Annotated in this window: 15 protein-coding genes and 1 riboswitch; of the genes, 2 read left to right on the forward strand and 13 right to left on the reverse strand. The window is 74.9% G+C overall.

Annotation, left to right across the window (positions count from 1 at the left end):
* The first annotated feature begins 14 nt into the window (after positions 1–14).
* Entirely contained in the window at positions 15–1,106 is a 1,092-nt protein-coding gene (locus ABZT03_RS27870) for an amidohydrolase family protein (RefSeq protein WP_356044101.1), read from the forward strand.
* A 269-nt stretch (positions 1,107–1,375) separates the two neighbouring features.
* Here ABZT03_RS27870 and cobC read toward each other — a convergent pair whose 3' ends face one another.
* From cobC to cobM, 6 genes are read right to left on the reverse strand one after another with little or no spacing between them, the layout of a single operon-like run.
* Positions 1,376–2,452, reverse strand: a complete 1,077-nt coding sequence (cobC, locus tag ABZT03_RS27875; RefSeq protein WP_356044102.1) for an Rv2231c family pyridoxal phosphate-dependent protein CobC — start codon at positions 2,450–2,452, stop codon at positions 1,376–1,378.
* Entirely contained in the window at positions 2,442–3,365 is a 924-nt protein-coding gene (locus tag ABZT03_RS27880; protein WP_356044104.1) for a sirohydrochlorin chelatase, read from the reverse strand. Before ABZT03_RS27880 ends, cobC begins: the two co-directional genes overlap by 11 nt.
* Positions 3,362–3,970 (reverse strand): precorrin-8X methylmutase, encoded by a 609-nt coding sequence (locus ABZT03_RS27885; RefSeq protein ID WP_356044105.1) that lies wholly within the window; start codon positions 3,968–3,970, stop codon positions 3,362–3,364. Before ABZT03_RS27885 ends, ABZT03_RS27880 begins: the two co-directional genes overlap by 4 nt.
* A complete protein-coding gene (gene cobJ, locus ABZT03_RS27890) occupies positions 3,967–5,664 on the reverse strand; it encodes a precorrin-3B C(17)-methyltransferase (protein WP_356044107.1) in 1,698 nt (565 codons plus the stop codon). Before cobJ ends, ABZT03_RS27885 begins: the two co-directional genes overlap by 4 nt.
* Positions 5,661–6,908, reverse strand: a complete 1,248-nt coding sequence (cbiE, locus tag ABZT03_RS27895) for a precorrin-6y C5,15-methyltransferase (decarboxylating) subunit CbiE (RefSeq protein WP_356044109.1) — start codon at positions 6,906–6,908, stop codon at positions 5,661–5,663. The genes cobJ and cbiE overlap by 4 nt, the downstream gene beginning before the upstream one ends.
* Complete coding sequence (gene cobM / locus ABZT03_RS27900) at positions 6,905–7,723, reverse strand: precorrin-4 C(11)-methyltransferase (protein ID WP_356044111.1); 819 nt, start codon at positions 7,721–7,723, stop codon at positions 6,905–6,907. The genes cbiE and cobM overlap by 4 nt, the downstream gene beginning before the upstream one ends.
* A 143-nt stretch (positions 7,724–7,866) precedes the next feature.
* Here cobM and ABZT03_RS27905 point away from each other — a divergent pair, with 143 nt between their 5' ends.
* The gene (locus ABZT03_RS27905) at positions 7,867–8,628 is read left to right on the forward strand and encodes a ZIP family metal transporter (protein ID WP_356044112.1); all 762 of its coding nucleotides are present in this window, start codon (positions 7,867–7,869) and stop codon (positions 8,626–8,628) included.
* 11 nt (positions 8,629–8,639) lie between these two features.
* Here the strand turns inward: ABZT03_RS27905 and cobI are convergent, their stop codons facing one another.
* The 7 genes from cobI to ABZT03_RS27940 are packed head-to-tail and all read right to left on the reverse strand — an operon-like array spanning position 8,640 to position 19,595.
* Positions 8,640–9,389 (reverse strand): precorrin-2 C(20)-methyltransferase, encoded by a 750-nt coding sequence (gene cobI / locus ABZT03_RS27910; protein WP_356044115.1) that lies wholly within the window; start codon positions 9,387–9,389, stop codon positions 8,640–8,642.
* A complete protein-coding gene (locus ABZT03_RS27915; RefSeq protein ID WP_356044118.1) occupies positions 9,386–10,834 on the reverse strand; it encodes a cobyrinate a,c-diamide synthase in 1,449 nt (482 codons plus the stop codon). The genes cobI and ABZT03_RS27915 overlap by 4 nt, the downstream gene beginning before the upstream one ends.
* Positions 10,828–11,436, reverse strand: a complete 609-nt coding sequence (cobO, locus tag ABZT03_RS27920) for a cob(I)yrinic acid a,c-diamide adenosyltransferase (RefSeq protein WP_356044119.1) — start codon at positions 11,434–11,436, stop codon at positions 10,828–10,830. The genes ABZT03_RS27915 and cobO overlap by 7 nt, the downstream gene beginning before the upstream one ends.
* Positions 11,436–13,460 (reverse strand): putative cobaltochelatase, encoded by a 2,025-nt coding sequence (locus ABZT03_RS27925; RefSeq protein ID WP_356044120.1) that lies wholly within the window; start codon positions 13,458–13,460, stop codon positions 11,436–11,438. Before ABZT03_RS27925 ends, cobO begins: the two co-directional genes overlap by 1 nt.
* Positions 13,457–17,110: a cobaltochelatase subunit CobN gene (gene cobN, locus ABZT03_RS27930; protein ID WP_356044121.1), complete on the reverse strand. Its 3,654-nt coding sequence runs from the start codon at positions 17,108–17,110 to the stop codon at positions 13,457–13,459. Before cobN ends, ABZT03_RS27925 begins: the two co-directional genes overlap by 4 nt.
* Positions 17,107–18,615 carry a cobyric acid synthase gene (locus tag ABZT03_RS27935; RefSeq protein ID WP_356044122.1) on the reverse strand — a complete coding sequence of 503 codons (1,509 nt, stop codon included), beginning with the start codon at positions 18,613–18,615 and terminating at the stop codon, positions 17,107–17,109. Before ABZT03_RS27935 ends, cobN begins: the two co-directional genes overlap by 4 nt.
* Positions 18,612–19,595: a cobalamin biosynthesis protein gene (locus ABZT03_RS27940; protein WP_356044124.1), complete on the reverse strand. Its 984-nt coding sequence runs from the start codon at positions 19,593–19,595 to the stop codon at positions 18,612–18,614. Before ABZT03_RS27940 ends, ABZT03_RS27935 begins: the two co-directional genes overlap by 4 nt.
* 99 nt (positions 19,596–19,694) lie before the next feature.
* Positions 19,695–19,836: riboswitch (cobalamin riboswitch) on the reverse strand.
* Positions 19,837–19,956: the final 120 nt, after the last annotated feature.

Raw genomic sequence — 19,956 nt, forward strand, 5'->3', positions numbered from 1 at the left:
CTAAGGTGCCGTACATGAGCGATCAGACGGTGCTGCACGTGAAGGGACGGGTCCTCGCCGGCCCGGACGACGTCCGCGACGAGCTGTGGGTCGTCGGCGGCCGGATCTCCTACGACCGCCCCGCCGGCGCCCGCGACGTGCGGACCGTCGAGGGCTGGACCCTGCCCGGCCTCGTCGACGCCCACTGCCACGTGGGCCTCGGCGCGCACGGGCCGGTCGGCGACGACGTGGCGGAGAAGCAGGCGCTGACCGACCGGGAGGCGGGCACCCTGCTCATCCGCGACGCGGGCTCCCCCTCCGACACCCGCTGGACCGACGCCCGCGAGGACCTCCCCAAAATCATCCGAGCGGGCCGGCACATCGCCCGCACCCGCCGCTACATCCGGGGCTACGCGCACGAGATCGAGCCGGAGGACCTGGTCGCCTACGTCGCCCGGGAAGCCCGGCGCGGCGACGGCTGGGTGAAGCTGGTGGGCGACTGGATCGACCGCGACCTCGGCGACCTGTCGGCCTGCTGGCCCGCGGACGCCGCACGTGCGGCGATCACCGAGGCGCACCGGCTCGGCGCCCGGGTCACCGCGCACTGCTTCGCCGAGGACTCCCTGCGCGACCTGGTCGAGGCCGGCATCGACTGCGTGGAGCACGCGACCGGTCTGACGCAGGAGCTGATCCCCCTGTTCGCGGAGCGGGGCGTGGCCATCGTCCCGACCCTGGTCAACATCGCGACCTTCCCGAAGCTCGCCGAGGGCGGCGAGGCCCGCTACCCGCGCTGGTCGGCCCACATCCGGCGGCTGCACGAGCGCCGCTACGACACGGTCCGCGCCGCCCACGACGCCGGCATCCCCGTCTACGTCGGCACCGACGCGGGCGGCACCCTGCCGCACGGCCTGGTCGCGGCCGAGGTCGCGGAACTGGTCACGGCGGGCATCCCGGCCGCGCAGGCGCTGTCGGCGACGACCTGGGGCGCCCGCGCCTGGCTCGGCCGCCCCGGCCTGGACGAGGGCGCGCCGGCGGACCTGGTGGTCTACGAGAGCGACCCGCGCGCGGACGTACGGGTGCTCGCGGCGCCGCGCCGGGTGGTGCTCGCCGGGAACATCGTGAGCTGAGCGCCCCGGGGCGTGCGGGCGTAAGGGAACGGCCGGCGGGGCGATCGCGCTGCTCGTCGCGGGCGGGGGAGCGGTGGCGCTGACCCGGCGCCGCAGGAGCTGACGGCGGACGTCGGCAGCAGCCGTTCTCGTCCCGGACCCACGGCGCGACGCCGATGTGGGTCGGCGGCTCGACTCAGGTGCGGGCGCCGCCGATCCGCCCGGCCGGTCACCGGGGCGAACGCGTCGACGGGGGCGTGGCGTCCGGACCCCGGAGCCGGTGCCCGGGATCAGTGCTGCGCCAGCGTCACGGCCCGGTCCAGCGCCTGGAGGAAGGAGTTGACGGTGGACCGGTCCCGTACCGCCAGCCGCAGCCAGTCCTTGCCCAGGCCCGGGAAGGTGTCCCCGCGCCGCACCGCGAAGCCGAGATCCCGCAGATGGCGGCGCACGGCCACGGCGCCGGGCAGCGCGATCAGCACGAAGGGTCCCTCGGCGGGCTCCACGACCCGCAGTCCGTCCGGGGCGAACTCGGCGAGTCCCGCGACGAGATGGGCCCGGTCCGCCGCCGCCCGGTGGGCCGCGTGCGCCGCCTCCGCCAGCGCCCGCGGCCCCATGCACGCCTCGGCCGCCGCGAGCGCCGGCGTGGACACCGGCCACAACGGCTGCGCCCGCTCCAGTACGGCGATCGTCTCCGGGTCCGCCAGGACGTACCCGATCCGCAGCCCGGCCAGCCCCCAGGTCTTCGTCAGACTGCGCAGGACCACCAGGCCGGGCACGTCCGTCCGCCCGGCCAGCGCCTCCCGCTCACCGGGCACCGCGTCCAGGAACGCCTCGTCGACCACCACCGTCCGCCCGGGCCGGGCGAGTCGCGCGATCACGGCGGCCGGGTGCAGGACGGACGTCGGGTTCGTGGGGTTGCCGAGCACGACCAGGTCGGCGTCCTCGGGGACGGCCGCCGGGTCGAGTCGGAAGCCGTCCCGCTCCCGCAGCAGCACCCGGCCGACGGTGTGCCCGGCGTCCCTGAGCGCCGCCTCCGGCTCGGTGAACTGCGGGTGCACGACCACCGGCCGGCGCACCTTCAGCGCCCGCGCCAGCAGCACGAACGCCTCCGCCGCGCCCGCCGTCAGCAGCACCCGCTCCACCGGCAGCCCGTGCCGGGCCGCCACCGCGGCCCGCGCGGCCCGCCCGTCCGGGTAGGCGGCGAGGCCGGTCAGTGAGGCCGCGACCCGCGAGCGCAGCCACTCGGGGGGCGTGTCCGCGCGGACGTTGACGGCGAGGTCGACCAGCGCCGACCCGTCGTCGCGGACCTCCGCGTCCCCGTGGTGGCGCAGGTCGTGACCGTCCATGGCGGTGTCCTCAGTGCGCATGGGAGTGGGCGTGGCCGTGATCGTGGTGATGGCCGTGGCCGTCGTCGTCGGGGTGGAAGTGCGGCTGCTGCGCCAGGCCCACCTTGTCCTCGAAGCCGGGCAGCGCGACGCGGTACACGCACGAGTCGCAGTTCATCCGCACATCGCCCCGCACCGCCTCCTCGTACCGCTCCATCACCAGGTCCAGCAGCTCCGGCTCCGGACCGATCACGTCCGCGGACCGCACCTCGACCTCCGGGTGCGCGGCCGCCCAGTCCCCGGTCTGCCGCCGGACCCGCTCCGGCAGGATGCCCGTGAACAGGAAGTACGGCAGGACCACGATCCGGCGCGCGCCCAGCCGCAGGCAGCGGTCCAGGCCGCTCGGCACGTCCGGCGCGGCCAGCGACACGAACGCCGTCTCCACTCCCGCGTACCCGCGTCCCTCCCACAGCAGTCGTGCCGCCTTGTGCACCTCGGCGTTGGCGTCCGGGTCGGTCGAACCGCGCCCGACCAGCAGCACCGTCACCTCGGACCGGTCGGCCGGCGTCCGGGCGCCGTCGCCCAGCGCCTCGTCCAGCCGCCGCTCCAGCACGGACAGCAGCGAGGGGTGCGGACCCAGCGGACGGCCGTACGCGTAGGAGATCCCGGGGTGGCGCTCCCGCTCACGGGACAGCGCGGCCGGGATGTCGCCCTTGGCGTGCCCGGCGGACACCAGCATCAGCGGCACGGCCGCGAAACGCCGTACGCCCCGCTCGACCAGCTCGGCGACGGCCTCGCCGAGCGGCGGCGGGGACAGCTCGATGAAGCCGCCCGCGACGGGCAGTTCGGGATGACGGTCGGCCAACGCCCGTACGAAGGCGCGGAACGCCTCGGCCCCGGCGTCGTCCCGGGTGCCGTGGCCGGCGATGAGCAGGGCGGGCGGCGGGGTCGTCACGATGTCTCCTCGGAGGTCTGCGATCGCCTCGCGGGCGAAGCGGGGTGGTACAGCAGGGCGTTGAGCGCGGCGGCGGCGACCGCCGAACCGCCCTTCTCGGACACGTTGCTCACGGCGGGCAGTCCGCTCGCCCGCAACGCGGCCTTGGACTCGGTGGCGCCGACGAAACCGACCGGCAGACCGATGACGAGTGCGGGGGAGGCGTCCAGGGTGAGCAACTCCTCCAGCGCGGTGGGGGCGCAGCCGATCACCCACAGGGCGCCCGGACCGACCTCCTCGAACGCGAGGCGGACCGCGTGCGCCGAACGGGTCAGCCCGGGGCCCGACTTGGCGTCCTTGAGCCGGCAGACGGTCTCGCGCCGGGTGATACCGGCGGCGACCATCTCCACGTCCACGACGACGGGCGCCCCCGCGTGCAGCGCCCGGTGCGCGTTCTCCAGCACCCCTTCGTCGGTGACCAGGTCGGCGGCGTAGTCGAGGTCGGCCGCGGAGTGCACGACCCGCTCCACGACGGCCCGGGTCAGCGGCGGGAGGTGCGAGGTGTCCAGGCGGGCGCGCAGCCGCCGGAACGACTCCTGCTCGATGGGGTGGACCACACGCTTCACCGGGCGCCCTCCTGCGATTCCTGCCAGCGGTAGCCGCGCGGGGTCACCATGCGCCCCGCGATGTCCCGGGTCGCCGTGTTGCCCACGGTCACGACCGTCATCATGTCGACCGTCGCCGGGTCGAGGCCGGCCAGGGTGGTCAGCCGGGCCGACTCGTCCGGCCGCGACGCGTTGCGTACGACGCCGACCGGCGTGGTCGGCTCGCGGTGCTCCGCGAGGATCGCCAGCGCCTTCGGCAACTGCCAGTCCCGGCCCCGGCTGCGCGGGTTGTAGAACGTCACCACGATGTCCGCCTCGGCAGCCGCCCGCACCCGCCGTTCGATGACCTCCCACGGCGTGTGCAGGTCGGACAGGCTGATCGACACGTGGTCGTGGCCCAGCGGCGCGCCGAGGAGCGCGGCGGCCGCGAGCGCGGCGGTGACCCCGGGCACACCGATCACGTCGATGTCGTCGGACGCCTCGGCGAGCGCCGGGGAGGCCATGGCGTACACGCCCGCGTCCCCGCTGCCGATCAGCGCGACGGCCTGCCCCTTCCGGGCCTCGGCCACGGCCGTCCGGGCCCGTTCCTCCTCGGCGCCGAGCCCGGACTCCAGGACGCGGGTGCCGGGCCGCAGCAGGTCGCGGATCTGGTCGACGTACTGGTCGAGGCCCACGAGCACCGAGGCGCGCCGCAGTTCCGCCTTCGCGCGGGGCGTCAGCAGGTCCCGGGCGCCGGGTCCGAGCCCGACCACCGCGAGCCGCCCGCGGATCGGCAGTCGTACCACCGCGCAGGTCGCCGTCGCCGGGGTCGCGGCCGACTTCCGCTTGGGCACGAGGAGTTCACCGCCCCCCACCAGCGCGGCGGCCTCCGCGACGGACGGCGTGCCGACCGCGGCCAGCGGCGCGGCGGAGGGGTTCGGCACCTCGACCGCCGACAGCCGCTCGGCGGAGTGGGTGACGAGCGGCACGCCGAGGTGCGCGGCGGCGGCCACGATGCCGGGCTCCTCCGCCTTGGCGTCGACGGTCGCGAGCCGGGCCACGCTGCGGGCGGAGAGTCCCGCCTCCCGCAACGCCCCCTCGACCAGCGCGAGGACCTCGTCGGCCGGGGCCCCCTTCGAGGCGCCGACACCGACGACGAGGGTGGGCGGCCGGAGCACGACCTCGTGCGCGGTGGGCTCCACGAGACGGTCCGTGACGCGGATGGCGTACGCGCCCGTGCCCCTGTCCGAGACGCGCAGCGGCGGCAGCGGCCACGCCGACTCCGCCCGCAGCGCCACCGGTTCCCCGTCGAGCATGGCCCGGGACACCCCGGCGACATCCCCCTCGACGGGAAGGCCCAGCGTGTCCAGGCCCGGCACCCCCACCGCGTCCGTCGCCGTCGTCACCACGGGCTCCGCCCCCAGCAACTCACCGACCTGGCAGGCGAGTTCGTTGGCGCCACCCGCGTGGCCGCCCACCAGGGACACGGCGAACCGGCCGCCCTCGTCGACGCACACCACACCCGGGTCGGACGCCTTGTCGCCCAACAGGGGCGCCACGAGCCGGACGACGGCGCCGGTGGCCAGGAAGCACACGAGCTGCTCACACTCGGCGAACGCCCGCCGTACGGCGTCCGCGACGGGGCCGTCGTACACCCGGGTCCGGGACGGCCACGCCGTGGCCAGCCGGTCCCGGGCAGCCGCCCCCGCCGCGGTGGCGGAAATGAGGCCGATCACTGAGCGACTCCTTCGCTGTCGGTGCCCGCGCGGGGTCTGACGCCCCACAGCAGGAAAACGGGATTGGTCGCCGCGAGCCGGGTCACGTCACCCGGCAGCGGCGCGAGCCGGGACGACTGCAACAGCACCCCGTCGCAGGCGAGTCCGGCGTTCGTCAGCGCCTCGCGCACGGCCGGCACCCGGTCGAGCGCGGCGAGCGCGACCACGACCGTCCGGCGCGCCCGCCGCGCGCAGGCCGTGACGATCGCGGGCAGTTCGCGTCCCCCGCCGCCGACGAACACGGCGTCGGGATCGTCGAGGTCGGACAGCACCGTGGGCGCCGCCCCGTGCACGGCCCGCACGTCCACCCCGTGCGCGGCCGCGTTGGCCCGGATCCGCTCGACGCCGTCCCGGGTCTTCTCGACGGCGGTGACGGCGGCCCCGAGCCGCGCGCACTCCACGGCGACCGACCCGGAGCCGGACCCGACGTCCCAGACCAGGTCGCCCGTGCGGGGGCCGAGCCGGGCCAGCGCCAGCGCCCGCACCTCGAACTTGGTGATCATCGAGTCGCGGTGGGTGAACTCGGCCTCGTCCAGGGCCCATCGGGTGGGTCCGGGTGGCGGGCCGGCGACCGTGCGGACCCCGCCGAGGGCCCGCGTCTCGTCCAGGCAGACCACCACGTTCACGTCCGTGCCCCAGTCGCGGGCGGCCGCGGTGGCCGGCGACACCCGCTCCACACGCTCGTGCGCGGGATCACCCAGCGCGCGGGCGACGACCAGGACCCGTCCGCCGGACGACGGGGCGAGCGCGGCGCCGAGTTCGGCGGGCCCCGCTCCCGGACCCGTCAGGACGGCCACCTTCGGCCGGGCCCGGCACACGTTGACGGCCGTCCGCAGGTCCCGCCCGTGGGCGCTGACCACCACGGCGTCGTCCCAGGGCAGGCCGATCCGCGCGAACGCGGCGGCGACGGAGGACACCCCGGGCCGTACGTCCAGCCGCTCCGCCCCGAACCGCTCGGCCAGCACCCGCACGATGCCGAAGAACCCCGGGTCCCCGGAGGCCAGCACGACGACCGGCTCCCGCTTGTCGAGGAACCGCTCGATGACGTCCAGCGCCGGGGCGAGCGCACCGAGGACGACACGCTCCGCGCCCTCGGGCAGCCGGGCGGCCTCCAGATGCCGCCGGCCGCCCACCACGAGCCGGGTCCCGGCCGGCACCTCCCGCGCGTCCGACGCCCCCGTACCGGTGCCGACGACCGTGATCACGTGCTCGCACCCCGCGCGCGCAGGGCCTTGCGGGCCACAGGATCGGCCTTGCGGTACCCGTGGAAGTGGCCGGGGTGGTAGAGGTGCGACCGCGTGCCGTGCGCCCCGAGGGCGGGGCCGACCAGGAAGAGGGTGTGCTTCCAGAGCTTGTGCTCCTTGACCGTCTCCTCCAGAGTGCCGATCGTGCACCGCACGAGCAGCTCCTCCGGCCAGGTCGCCTGGTAGGCGACGACGACCGGGGTGTCCGTGGGGTAGCCGCCCTCCAGCAGCTCCCGCACGAGCTGTCCGCTGCGGGCGGCCGACAGGAACACCGCCATCGTCGTGCCGTGCTTGGCGAACTCGCGGACCTCCTCGCCGGGCGGCATCGGTGTCTTGCCGCCGCCGAGCCGGGTGAGGACCACGGACTGCGCGACCTCCGGGATGGTCAGCTCGCGCCGGGCGAGGGCGGCGACGGCGGAGAACGCGGAGACCCCGGGCACCACCTCGGTCTCGATGCCGAGCTCCGCGCACCGGTCGAGCTGCTCCTGCGTGCCGCCCCACAGCGCGGGGTCGCCGGAGTGGATCCGGGCCACCCGCAGCCCCTCCTGGCGGGCGCGCAGGTACACGGCGACGACGTCCTCCAGCGACATGGTCGCCGAGTCGAGGATCTCGGCGCCCTCGCGCGCGTGGTCGAGGACCTCCGCCTGCACCAGGCTGGCGGCCCAGATCACCACGTCGGCCTCGGCGATGGCTCGCGCGGCACGGAACGTCAGCAGGTCGGCGGCGCCGGGGCCGGCACCGACGAAGGTCACCTTGCCGGTGGGGGCATCGGCCATGGGAACGGTCCTCTCTAGCAAAGGTCTTGCGGGGTGTTGCGGGGACTCGCGGTGATCCGCGGGGGCGGCGCGAGGTGTCACGGGTGGTGCGGAAACGGGCGCCGGACGTGCGTGAACGGGGTCCGATCGGATAGCAAGGGCGTATGGCGGTCCTCGTCGCGCTGGGCGCGTTCCTGATGACGCTGGCCGGCGGCTGGACGGCACAGCGGGTGACCGATCGCCGTCACCTGGTCCTGGGCCTGGCCGGCGGCCTGATGCTGGGCGTGGTCGGCCTGGACCTGCTGCCGGAGGCGCTGCGCGCGGCCGGCACCGAGGTCTTCGGCGTACCGGCGGCCCTGCTGCTGTTCGTCGGCGGCTTCCTGCTGGCCCATCTGGTGGAACGTCTGCTGGCCGTACGGCAGGTCGCGCACGGCGCCGAGGAGGCCGGCCGCGCCACCGGGCCGGCCGGCCGGTCCGCCGACGGCAGGGTGCCGGAGGTGGGCCTCACGGCGGCGGCCGCGATGGTCGGCCACAGCGCCATGGACGGTGTGGCGATCGGCGCCGCGTTCCAGGTCGGCGGCGGCATGGGCACGGCGGTCGCGCTGGCCGTCGTCGCCCACGACTTCGCCGACGGCTTCAACACGTACACGATCACGAGCCTGTACGGCAACGCCCGCCGCAAGGCCGTCGCCATGCTGGTCGCCGACGCCGTGGCCCCCGTGGTGGGTGCCGCCTCCACCCTGTTCCTGACCATCCCGGAACCGCTGCTCGGCGGCTACCTCGGCCTGTTCGGCGGCGCGCTGCTCTATCTGGCCGCCGCCGAGATCCTGCCCGAGGCCCACCACGACCACCCGGCCCGCTCCACCGTGCTGTGCACGGTCGCGGGCGTCGGCTTCATCTGGCTGGTCGTGGGCCTGGCCGGATGAGCGGCGGGCGGTCACAGCTTGCCGCCGCGTCCGCCGCCGCGCCGGGCCGGCGCGATGAGCGTCGAGAGGTACGGCAGGCCGGTCCCGTCGAGGTCGGCGGCCGGCCGGATGGACTCCTCCGGCAGCCCGAGCGCCGACCCCCACACGGCGTCGTCGATCCGCCCGGTCTCCCGCAGCGCCTCGGCCACCTCCCGCGCCTGCCGCCCGAACTTGTAGGCCACGACGGTCCCGAGCCCGCTCAGCGCGTCCTTCAGCACCGCCGAGCCCGCCGTCACCGGCACCAGCGTGAGCGGCTCGGTGCCCTCGGTGAGGACGGCTCCCGAGCGGGCCGCGAGATCCTGCATGGCGGTGATCCCGGGCACCGTCTCCACGACGGTCCCCGGCACCAGGGCGGAGACGGTCTGCGCGAGATACGTGAAGGTCGAGTAGACGTTGGGGTCGCCGATCGTCGCGAAGGCGACGGATCCGCGCTCCCCGAGCAGCCGCGCGACGTGCCGCCCGCCGGCGTCCCACGCGGCCTCCCGACGCGCCCGGTCGCTGCGCTCGTTGAGCGCGAACACGATCCGGACGATCTTCTCCGCGGGCACGTAGTGCAGCACGGTCGCCTCGGCCCGCCCGGGCTCCCCGCCGTCGCTCCCGTCGGCCGCGGCCATCACGGGGACGACGACCACCTCGGCGGCGCGCAGGGCGTTGACGCCCTTGACGGTCACCAGCTCGGGGTCACCGGGTCCGACCCCGACTCCGATCAGTGTGCTGCTCATGACGTCCGGCACCTCTCCACGAACCGACGGGCGACACCGGGCTCACCGGCCCAGTGCGTGTGCAGATAACTCGCGTGCACACCGTTTTGTACGAAGCCTTCGACGCGCCGGTTCGGGCCGCGCACCCCCCACGCGGGAGCCGGTCCGGCGCCGGGCTCCACGACCGTGCGGTGGAACTCGTGCCCGCGCATCCGCGTCCCGGCGACGGCGAGCACACTGTCGCTCACGGCGACCGCGTCCCGGTACCCGAGCGTGAGGCGCCCGCTCATCCGCGCGCCGGCGTCGAGCACCCCGCACATGGGCTGTCCGTCGAGTTCCCGGCACAGGTACAGCAGCCCGGCACACTCGGCGGCGACGGGCGCGCCGGCCTCGACGAGAGCGGTGACCGCCTTCCGCAGCGGCTCGTTGGCCGACAGCTCGGCCGCGTACACCTCGGGGAACCCGCCGCCGATCACCAACCCGGCCGTCCCGTCGGGCAGCCGCTCGTCCCGCAAAGGATCGAACGCGACGACTTCGGCCCCGGCGGCGGCCAGCAACTCGGCATGCTCGGCGTAGGAGAACGTGAAGGCGGGCCCACCGGCCACGGCAACGGTTGTCAGCCCGTCCGGCGATTGAGGACGAGGCCCTTCGGGCCGAAGCGGGGGTCCGGGGGCGGCAGCCCCCGGCGAAGGGAAGGGAAGGGACGGCGGGGACGGGGAAGCCACAACCTCAGCCGCGTCCCAAGCCGAACAGGGCAACGCCCCGGCACTGGCAGCCAGCGCCGCCAACGCGTCGAGATCGCACCCGTCGGAGACCTGCGCGGCCATCGCGGCGACCGCGGACACGGCGTCGGCCCGCCGCTCGGCGACCGGCACCAGCCCCAGGTGCCGCGACGGCACATCGGCCTGCGGAACGCGCCGCAGCACACCGAGCACCGGTACCCCCGCCGAGTCGAGCGCCTCCCGCAGCAACTCCTCGTGCCGGTCGGAGGCGACCTTGTTGAGGATCACGCCCCCGATCCGCACCTCGGGGTCCCAGGACGCGAACCCGTGGACGAGCGCGGCGACCGACCGGGACTGCGAGGACGCGTCCACGACGAGCACCACCGGCGCCCGCAGCAGCTTCGCCACCTGCGCGGTGGACGCCAGCTCGCCCTCACCCGCGGCCCCGTCGTACAGCCCCATGACGCCCTCGACGACGGCGAGGTCGCAGCCGCGTGCCCCGTGCGCGAACAGCGGCGCGACCAGCTCCGGCCCGCACAGGTACGCGTCGAGGTTGCGCCCCACCCGCCCGGCGGCGAGCGCGTGGTAGCCGGGGTCGATGTAGTCCGGTCCGACCTTGTGCGGGGACACCGTGAGTCCCCGCGCGGTGAACGCGGCCATCAGGCCGGTGGCGACGGTGGTCTTGCCGCTGCCCGAGGAGGGCGCGGCGACGACCAGCCGGGGCACGGAGCAGGAGGTCACCACTCGATGCCTCTCTGGCCCTTCTGGCCGGTGTCCATGGGGTGCTTGACCTTGGACATGTCCGTCACCAGGTCGGCGGCGTCGAGGAGTCCACCGGGCGCGTTCCGCCCGGTGATCACGACGTGCTGGGTGCCGGGCCGGTCGCGCAGCACCGCGACGACCTCGTCGGTGTCGATCCAGCCCCAGTGCATCGGGTACGCGAACTCGTCCAGCACGTACAGCCGGTACGTCTCGGCGGCCAGGTCACGCTTGACCTGCTCCCAGCCCTCGCGGGCCTTGTCCTCGTTGGTCGAGTTGTCACCCTGGAGGTCGCGCTGCACCCACGACCAGCCCTCGCCCATCTTGTGCCAGGCGACCGAGCCGCCCTCCCCGGAGTCGCCGAGCACGCGCAGCGCCCGCTCCTCACCGACCTTCCACTTGGCCGACTTGACGAACTGGAACACCCCGATCGGCCAGCCCTGGTTCCAGGCCCGCAGCGCGAGCCCGAAGGCGGCGGTCGACTTCCCCTTGCCGACCCCGGTGTGCACGACGACCAGCGGACGGTTCCGTCGCTGACGGGTCGTCAGTCCGTCGTCCGGCACCACACTCGGCTGTCCCTGCGGCATTACGCGGCCCTCCTGTCGCCCTGAACATCCCTGACCAGCCCCGCGATCGAGTCCGCCCGCAACTCCTCCAGCGTCACCGCCGTGCCGCCCAGCTCACCCGCGAGCTGTCCGGCCAGTCCGAGGCGCACCGGCCCCGACTCGCAGTCGACGACCACGGAGGCGACCCCCTCGGCCGCGAACAGCCGCGCCGCCCGCCCGGCCAGCGCGACCGGCTCGGGGCCGCCGGTGGCCCGGCCGTCGGTCACCACCACGACCAGCGCCCGCCGCGCGGGGTCGCGCAGGCGTTCCACGCGCAGCACGTCGTGCGCCCTGAGCAGTCCGGCGGCCAGCGGCGTCCGGCCGCCGGTGGGCAGGGACTCCAGACGGGAGGCCGCCGCGTCGACCGAGGAGGTCGGCGGCAGCGCGAGGTCGGCGGCCGATCCCCGGAAGGTCACCAGCCCCACCTTGTCCCGCCGCTGGTAGGCGTCCAGGAGCAGCGAGACGACGGCGCCCTTGACGGCGCTCATGCGCTGCCGGGCCGCCATCGACCCGGAGGCGTCCACGACGAACAGCACGAGGTTGCCCTCGCGTCCCTCCCGGGTGGCCTGCCGCAGATCGTCCCTTCGTACGACGAGCCCAGGCCCCGACCGTCCCCGCGCCCGCTGGTGCGGCGCCGCGGCCCGCACGGTCGCCGCCAGGTGCAGCTTGGTGAGGGCGCCCCGGGGCCGGCGCGCCCCGGTGGTCCGCCCGTGCTCGGTCCGCGCCCGTGACCGCCGTCCGGCGGCGCCCTCGCCGAGACCGGGCACGCTCAGCACCCTGGTGCGGAACGGCTCCGTGGCGCGCACCGGCTGCTGGTCGCCGGAGCCGGCGCCCGAGGGCTGCGGTTCCCCGTCCTCGCCGGCCTCGGGACGCGCGCCCGTGTCACCGTCCGCGGGACCTTCGGGGCCGCCGGAGTCCGGTGCGGGCGGCCGCCCTCCGCCGCCTCCGCCGCCTCCGTCGGGGTCCGGGTCGTCGTCCTCGGGCTCGGGCTCGGGCTCGCCGTACTGCTCCAGCGTCTCGTCGAGCTTGTCCTCGTCGAGGCCCGGCGCGTCGAAGGGGTTGCGCCGCCGCCGGTGCGGCAGCGCCAGCAGCGCGGCCTGCCGTACGTCCTCGGCGAGGACGTCGGTGCGCCCGGCCCAGGCGGCCAGCGCGGTCGCGGTACGGGCCATCACGATGTCGGCGCGCATGCCGTCCACCTCGAACGCGGCGCAGGTCGCCGCGATCTGCCGCAGCGCTCCGTCACCCAGGCGCACCGAGGGCAGCAACTCCCGCGCGGCGACGACGCGTCGGCGCACGTCCGCCTCCTCGCCGGCCCAACGCGCCGCGAACGCGGCCGGGTCGTCGTCGTGGGCGAGCCGGCGCCGGACGACCTCCACCCGCTGGTCGGGCTCCCGGGAGGCGGCGACCTCGACGGTCAGCCCGAACCGGTCGAGCAACTGCGGTCGCAGTTCGCCCTCTTCGGGGTTCATGGTGCCCACCAGCAGGAACCGCGCGGCGTGCCGCACGGAGACGCCCTCGCGTTCCACGTACGACGCGCCCATGGCGGCCGCGTCGAGCAGCAGGTCGACCAGGTGGTCGTGCAGCAGGTTGACCTCGTCGACGTACAGGATGCCGCGGTGCGCGGCGGCTAGCAGTCCGGGCTCGAATGCCTTCACGCCCTCGGCGAGCGCCCGCTCGATGTCCAGGGCGCCGACCAGCCGGTCCTCGGAGGCGCCGACGGGCAGTTCCACCATGCGGGCGGGCCGGGACTCGAAGGCGCCGGGTTCGTGCGGGCCGTCCGGGCAGGCCGGGTCCGGGGCCGCGGGGTCGCAGGAGAACCGGCATCCGGAGACGACGTCCACCTTCGGCAGCAGGGCCGAGAGGGCGCGTACCGCAGTGGACTTGGCGGTGCCCTTCTCGCCGCGCACCAGCACACCGCCGACGGCGGGGGACACGGCGTTCAGCAGCAGTGCGAGCCGCAGGTCGTCCTGACCGACGACGGCCGTGAACGGAAAGGGGGTGGTCACTTCTCGTTGCCCTCCAGATCGCCTTCCAGCTCCAGGTACGTGGCCCGCAGCCGTTCCAGTGTGTCCGCGTCCGGTTCCGCCCACAGTCCACGCTCGGCGGCCTCCAGGAGACGCTCGGTGATGCCGCGCAGGGCCCACGGGTTGGACTTCTTCATGAAGTCCTGGTTCTCCGCGTCGAAGACGTACTCCGCGCTGAGCTTCTCGTACATCCAGTCGTCCACGACCCCGGCGGTGGCGTCGTAGCCGAAGAGGTAGTCGACGGTCGCCGCCATCTCGAAGGCGCCCTTGTAGCCGTGCCGCCGCATCGCCGCCATCCAGCGCGGGTTGACGACGCGGGCGCGGAAGACGCGGTGGGTCTCCTCGCCGAGCGTGCGGGTCCTGACCTGGTCCGGGGTCGCCGAGTCCCCCACGTACGCCTCCGGGCTGGTCCCGGTCAGGTGGCGGACCATGGCGACCATGCCGCCGTGGTACTGGAAGTAGTCGTCGGCGTCCACGAGGTCGTGCTCACGGGTGTCGACGTTCTTCGCGGCGACCGCAATGCGCCGGAACGCGGTCTCCATGTCGCCGCGCGCCGCCCGCCCGTCGAGCCCGCGCCCGTAGGCGTAGCCGCCCCACACCGCGTACACCTCGGCGAGGTCGGCGTCGGAGCGCCAGTTGCGGGCGTCGATCAGCGGCAGCAGACCGGCGCCGTACGCGCCCGGTTTGGAGCCGAACACCCGGGCCGTCGCGCGCCGCCGGTCACCGTGCTCGGCGGTGTCCGCGTCGGCGTGCGCCTTCACGTAGTTCTGGTCGGCGGACTCCTCCAGCTCGGCCACCGCCCGTACCGCGTCGTCGATCAGGCCGACGACGTGCGGGAACGCGTCCCGGAAGAACCCGGAGATGCGGACCGTGACGTCGATGCGCGGCCGGCCGAGCTCCGCCGGAGGCACGATCTCGAAGCCGGTCACCCGGCGCGAGGCGTCGTCCCACACCGGACGGCAGCCCAGCAGCGCCAGGATCTCGGCGATGTCGTCGCCCTGGGTGCGCATCGCGGAGGTGCCCCACACCGTCAGGCCGACGGACTTCGGGTATTCGCCGGTGTCCTGGAGGTAGCGCTGCACGAGCGAGTCGGCGAGCGACTGGCCGACCTCCCAACTGAGCCTGGACGGGATCGCCTTGGGGTCGACCGAGTAGAAGTTGCGGCCGGTCGGCAGGACGTTGACGAGACCGCGGGTGGGTGAGCCGGACGGCCCGGCCGGGACGTAACCGCCGTCCAGGGCCTTGAGGATGTGGTCGATCTCGTCGGTGGTGCGGGCCAGCCGGGGCACGACCTCGCGGCACGCGAACTCCAGCACCGCGACGGCGTCGGGGAGTTCGGCGCCGACGACCCCACGCACCAGCGCGGGCACGGCCGCGGAGTCCCAGCCGCGCTCCTCCATGCCCTCCGCGAACCGCCGGCACAGCTGCTCCAGCAGGTCGATCGCGTCGGCCCCGGACCTGGCCGGCCCGTCCACGAGCTCCGTCAGCTCCACCGGCACCTTCACCGGCGCACCCGGCTCGGCGAGCAACTCCTTCTCGGCCAGGCCGAAGTGCTCGGCCAGACAGGCCCGCAGACCGGGCAGCGCGTTCGCCGTGCCGCCCCACACCTGGGAGGCGCGCAGCACGGCCAGCACGAGGTTGACGCGCGGCTCGGCCTCCGGGCCGCCGCCCAGGATGTGCAGGCCGTCCCTGATCTGGACGTCCTTGATCTCGCACAGGTAGCCGTCGATGTGCATGACGAACTCGTCGAACGCGTCCTCGTCCGGCTGGTCGTCGACGTGCAGGTCGTGATGCAGCTCGGCGGCCTTGACCAGCGTCCAGATCTGGGCGCGCACCGCCGGGGCCTTCGTCGGGTCCAGGTCGGACACCAGCGCGTACTCGTCGAGGAGTTGCTCCAGTTTCGCGAGGTCGCCGTAGGTGTCCGCGCGGGCCATCGGCGGCACGAGGTGGTCGACGACGGTGGCGTGCCCGCGGCGCTTGGCCTGGGTGCCCTCACCCGGGTCGTTCACGATGAACGGGTAGATCAGCGGGAGTTCGCCGAGGACGGCGTCCGGGGCGCAGCCGCCGCCGAGCCCGAGTCCCTTGCCGGGCAGCCATTCCATCGTGCCGTGCTTGCCCATGTGCACGACGGCGTCGGCGCCGAAACCGTTCTCCAGCCAGCGGTAGGCCGCCATGTAGTGGTGCGAGGGCGGCATGTCGGGGTCGTGGTAGATCGCGATCGGGTTCTCGCCGAAGCCGCGCGGCGGCTGGATCATCACCACGACGTTCCCGAACTGCAGGGAGGCCAGCACGATGTCGTCGCCGTCCACGTACAGGGAGCCCGGCGGCTCGCCCCACGCCTCCAGCATGCCGTCGCGCAGCGCCGGGTCGAGCGTGTCGAACCAGGCCCGGTAGTCGGCCAGCGGCACGCGCGCGGGCGCGGCGGCGAGCTGCTCCTCGGTGAGCCATTCGACGTCGTGGCCACCGGCGTTGATGAGCCGGTGGATCAACTCGTCGCCGTTGTCCGGGTGGCCCTCGACGGCGTACCCGGCGTCCCGCAGCGCGTCCAGAACCCGTACCGCCGAGGCGGGCGTGTCCAGGCCGACCGCGTTGCCGACGCGGGAGTGCTTGGTCGGGTAGGCGGTGAAGACGAGCGCGAGTTTCTTCTCCGCGTTCGGCTTGTGCCGCAACCGGGCGTGCCGTACGGCGATCCCGGCGACCCGCGCGGCCCGCTCGGGGTCGGCGACGTACACCGGCACCTCGTCCGGGCCCTGCTCCTTGAACGAGAAGGGCACCGTGATGAGCCGCCCGTCGAACTCCGGGATGGCGACCTGCATCGCCGCGTCCATGGGGGAGAGGGCCGCGTCGGAGTTCTGCCAGGCGCTCCTGGACGAGGTGAGGCACAGGCCCTGCAGGACGGGGATGTCGAGGTCGGCGAGCGCCCCGACGTCCCACGCCTCCTCGTCGCCGCCGGCCGAGGCCTGCGAGGCGTGCGTGCCGCCGGCGGCCAGGACGGTGGCGACCAGGGCGTCGGCCCGCCCGAGGATCTCGTACAGGCCCGGGTCCGCGCCGCGCAGCGAACCGCAGTACACGGGCAGGGCGTTGACGCCCCGCGCCTCGATCGCGTCGCACAGGGTGTCCACGAAGCCGGTGTTGCCGCTGAGGTGGTGGGCCCGGTAGAAGAGCACGCCGACGGTGGGACGGTCCTCGGCGTACGCGCGCTGCCCGTGCACCCCGAACTCGGCCATCGCGCGCGGTTCCTCGAACCCCTCGCCGGTCAGCAGCACGGTGTCGGACAGGAAGCGGGCGAGTTCCGTCAGGTTCTCCGGCCCGCCCTCGACGAGATAGCGCAGCGCCTCCGCCACGACACCGGCCGGTACGGACGACTCGGCCATCAGCTCGGCGTCGGGGACGTTCTCCCCGCCGAGCAGCACGGTCGGCACACCGGACGCCCGGAGCGCGGCGAGCCCGTCCTCCCAGGCCCGCTTGCCGCCGAGCAGCCGTACGACGGCGAGGTCCGCGCCCGCGACCAGCGCGGGCAGCTCCTCCGCGACGTCGACCCGGGTGGGGTTGCCGATCCGGTACGGCGCGCCGGAGGCACGCGCCGCCAGCAGGTCCGTGTCGGCGGTCGACAACAACAACACTGTGCTCATGCGGGCGCTCCCGGTGGGATGAAGGGCAGTCCTTGCGGCGCGCCGGACTCGATGAGCCGCCACAGCGCGTCCGTGTCCGCGTGCTGTTCGATCAGGTCGCCGAGCCGGTCGAGCTGCTCCTCGCGCAGCGCGGCGAACGAGGTGTCGGCGGCCGGTACGAACCGGCGGCCCGCGGCGGCCGCCACCTCGCGCAGGAAGGCGCGCCGGAAACCGTCCGACTCCAGGGAGCCGTGCCAGTGGGTGCCCCAGGTCTGGCCGACCCGGCAGCCGTCGAGGAACGGCTCCCCGCCCGTGACCTCGGCGATCCCGTGGTGGATCTCGTACCCCTCGACGTGCTCGCCGAGGGCCTGGCCGGCGGGCCGGGTGAGGGTCTTCTCGCGGGCGAACCGCACGCGCACGGGCAGCAGTCCGAGCCCCGGCACGTGCCCCCTGCGGCTCTCGACCTCGTCCTCGATGTGCTCGCCGAGGATCTGGAAGCCACCGCAGACGCCGAGCACGGGGCGGCCCTCGGCGGCCCGCCGGGCGATCGCCCCGGCCAGCCCCCGCTCCCGCAGCCACTCCAGCGCCCGCACGGTCCCACGGGTGCCGGGGACGACGACGAGGTCGGCGTCCGCGAGTTCCCCGGGCCGGTCCACGAACCGCACCACGACACCCGGTTCGGCGGCCAGCGCGTCCACGTCGGTGAAGTTGGACATCAGCGGGACCGCGCAGACGGCGACCCGCAGAAGGTCCTCACCGACGGGCGCGGTGGTGTCCGACTCCCGGACGGTCCCCCGCAACGACACGCGCAGCCCGTCCTCCTCGTCGATACCGAGGCCGTGCCGGAAGGGCAGGACGCCGTAGGTCCGACGTCCGGTGAGCCCGTGCAGCATGTCGAGGCCGGGCTCCAGCAGCGAGACGTCCCCGCGGAACTTGTTGACGAGGAACCCGGCGACGAGTTCCTGGTCCTCGGGGGACAACAGGGCGACCGTGCCGAAGAAGGAGGCGAAGACGCCCCCGCGGTCGATGTCGCCGACGACGAGCACGGGCAGCCGCGCGTGGCGCGCGACACCCATGTTCACGATGTCCGTCCGCCGCAGGTTGATCTCGGCGGGACTGCCCGCCCCTTCACAGATCACCGCGTCATACGTGCCCCGCAACTCGGCGAGGCAGTCGAGCACGGTCCCCAGCAACTGCTGCTGCCGCCCGCCGTGGTACCCGCGGGCGCTCAGCTCGCCGACCGGCCGGCCCATCAGCACGACCTGGCTGCTGTGTTCACCGCCCGGCTTGAGCAGGACGGGGTTCATCAGCGCGGTCGGCTCGACGCGGCACGCCTGCGCCTGCATGGCCTGCGCGCGGCCGATCTCGGCGCCCTCCCGCGTCACGAACGAGTTGAGGGACATGTTCTGCCCCTTGAACGGCGCGACCCGTACCCCCTGCCGGACCAGCCAGCGGCAGATCCCGGCGGTCACGACGCTCTTGCCGGCGTCGGAGGTGGTGCCGGCCACCAGCAGACCACCGTTCACGACGCACGCCCGTTCACGATCCGCGTGGCCGCGGCCCGCCCGGCGAGCAGGCGCGTGGCGGCGATCCGCCCGGCGACGCTGACGCCGAGCGCGAGCACGCCGACCCGACGCGAGAGGCGCGCGGCCCGTTCGATGTCCCGTACCTCCACGGCACGTCCCTCCCCGTTCAGCACCGGCCGCCGCTCGACGCGGCCGCCGTACGACAACGTCCCGCCCAGCCGCACCCCGAGCGCCCCCGCGAACGAGGCCTCCACGGGCCCGGCGTTGGGGCTCGGATGCCGGCCGGCGTCGGCCCGCCAGGCCCGTACGGCCCCCCGCGGGTCCCCGCCCCCGACAGCGGTCAGGGCGGCGGTCAGCCGCGCTCCCGGCCAGCCCGCGAGGTCGTCCAGCCGGGCGGAGGCCCAGCCGTAGCGCCGGTACCGGGGCGACCTGTGCCCGACCATCGCGTCCAGGGTGTTGACGGCCCGGAACCCGACGAGTCCGGGCACGCCGCCCAACGCGCCCCACACCAGGGCCCCCACGACCGCGTCCGAGGTGTTCTCCGCGACGGACTCCACGACGGCACGCGCGATGCCGTCGGCGTCCAGGGCCTGCGGATCGCGCCCGCACAGGTGCGGCAGCCGGGCCCGGGCCGCCTCGACGTCACCGGCCTCCAGGGCGCGGCCGACGGCCCGCGCCTCGCGCCCGAGGCTGGTGGCGCCCACCACGGCCCAGGTGGCGGCGGCGGTCAGGGCGACGGAGGCGGCGGGGGAGGGCCGCAGCGCCGAAGCGGCGACGGCGGCCAGGCCGACGGCACCTCCGGCGCAGACGGCGGTGTGCAGCACGCCGTACCCCCGGTGGTCCCGCCACAGCAGGTGTTCCACGGCACCGGCGGCCCGCCCGAACGCGGCGACCGGATGCCCACGGCGAGGATCACCGAGGACCAGGTCGGCGAGAAGGCCGGCGGCGGCGCCGTACGCGAAGACGCGATCGGCACGCATCGGCTCAGCCGGCCGAGGGGTCGGGCAAAGCGCCGGTGGCGGACCTCGAACGGCAGCCGGGCATGGCTCTGTGTCCTCACTCAGGGTGTCCACGCCCTGGTTCGACGAGACCGGCGGTGAGAGTTCCTGGCTCCCGGGGTTCACACCCCGGTCACAGTGGCGGGACCGCGCCGGATTCGCACCGGCTTCCTCTCTTGCCGCCGTACATGGCTCCGGCAGTCCACCACGGGCCCCGAAGGGCCGTCAACTTGCTGTTGACCTGCGCGGGGAGAGTGTGCCGAGGCCCACACACGCGGGGCCACAGGCGTCACAGACGAGTGGGGTGGGGGGGGGGGTTGGGGGGCCCCCCCCCCGCCCGGTT

The sequence above is a fragment of the Streptomyces sp. NPDC005574 genome, from assembly GCF_040605435.1.
GTDB lineage: Bacteria > Actinomycetota > Actinomycetes > Streptomycetales > Streptomycetaceae > Streptomyces.

Excerpts from the sequence above, each read along its gene's own strand:
- ABZT03_RS27870 (WP_356044101.1), top strand. The coding sequence starts at position 15 with ATGAGCGATCAGACGGTGCTGCACGTGAAGGGACGGGTCCTCGCCGGC.
- cobC (WP_356044102.1), bottom strand. The coding sequence starts at position 2,452 with ATGCGCACTGAGGACACCGCCATGGACGGTCACGACCTGCGCCACCAC.
- cobM (WP_356044111.1), bottom strand. The coding sequence starts at position 7,723 with ATGGCCGATGCCCCCACCGGCAAGGTGACCTTCGTCGGTGCCGGCCCC.
- ABZT03_RS27905 (WP_356044112.1), top strand. The coding sequence starts at position 7,867 with ATGGCGGTCCTCGTCGCGCTGGGCGCGTTCCTGATGACGCTGGCCGGC.
- cobI (WP_356044115.1), bottom strand. The coding sequence starts at position 9,389 with ATGAGCAGCACACTGATCGGAGTCGGGGTCGGACCCGGTGACCCCGAG.
- cobO (WP_356044119.1), bottom strand. The coding sequence starts at position 11,436 with ATGCCGCAGGGACAGCCGAGTGTGGTGCCGGACGACGGACTGACGACC.
- cobN (WP_356044121.1), bottom strand. The coding sequence starts at position 17,110 with ATGAGCACAGTGTTGTTGTTGTCGACCGCCGACACGGACCTGCTGGCG.
- ABZT03_RS27940 (WP_356044124.1), bottom strand. The coding sequence starts at position 19,595 with ATGCGTGCCGATCGCGTCTTCGCGTACGGCGCCGCCGCCGGCCTTCTC.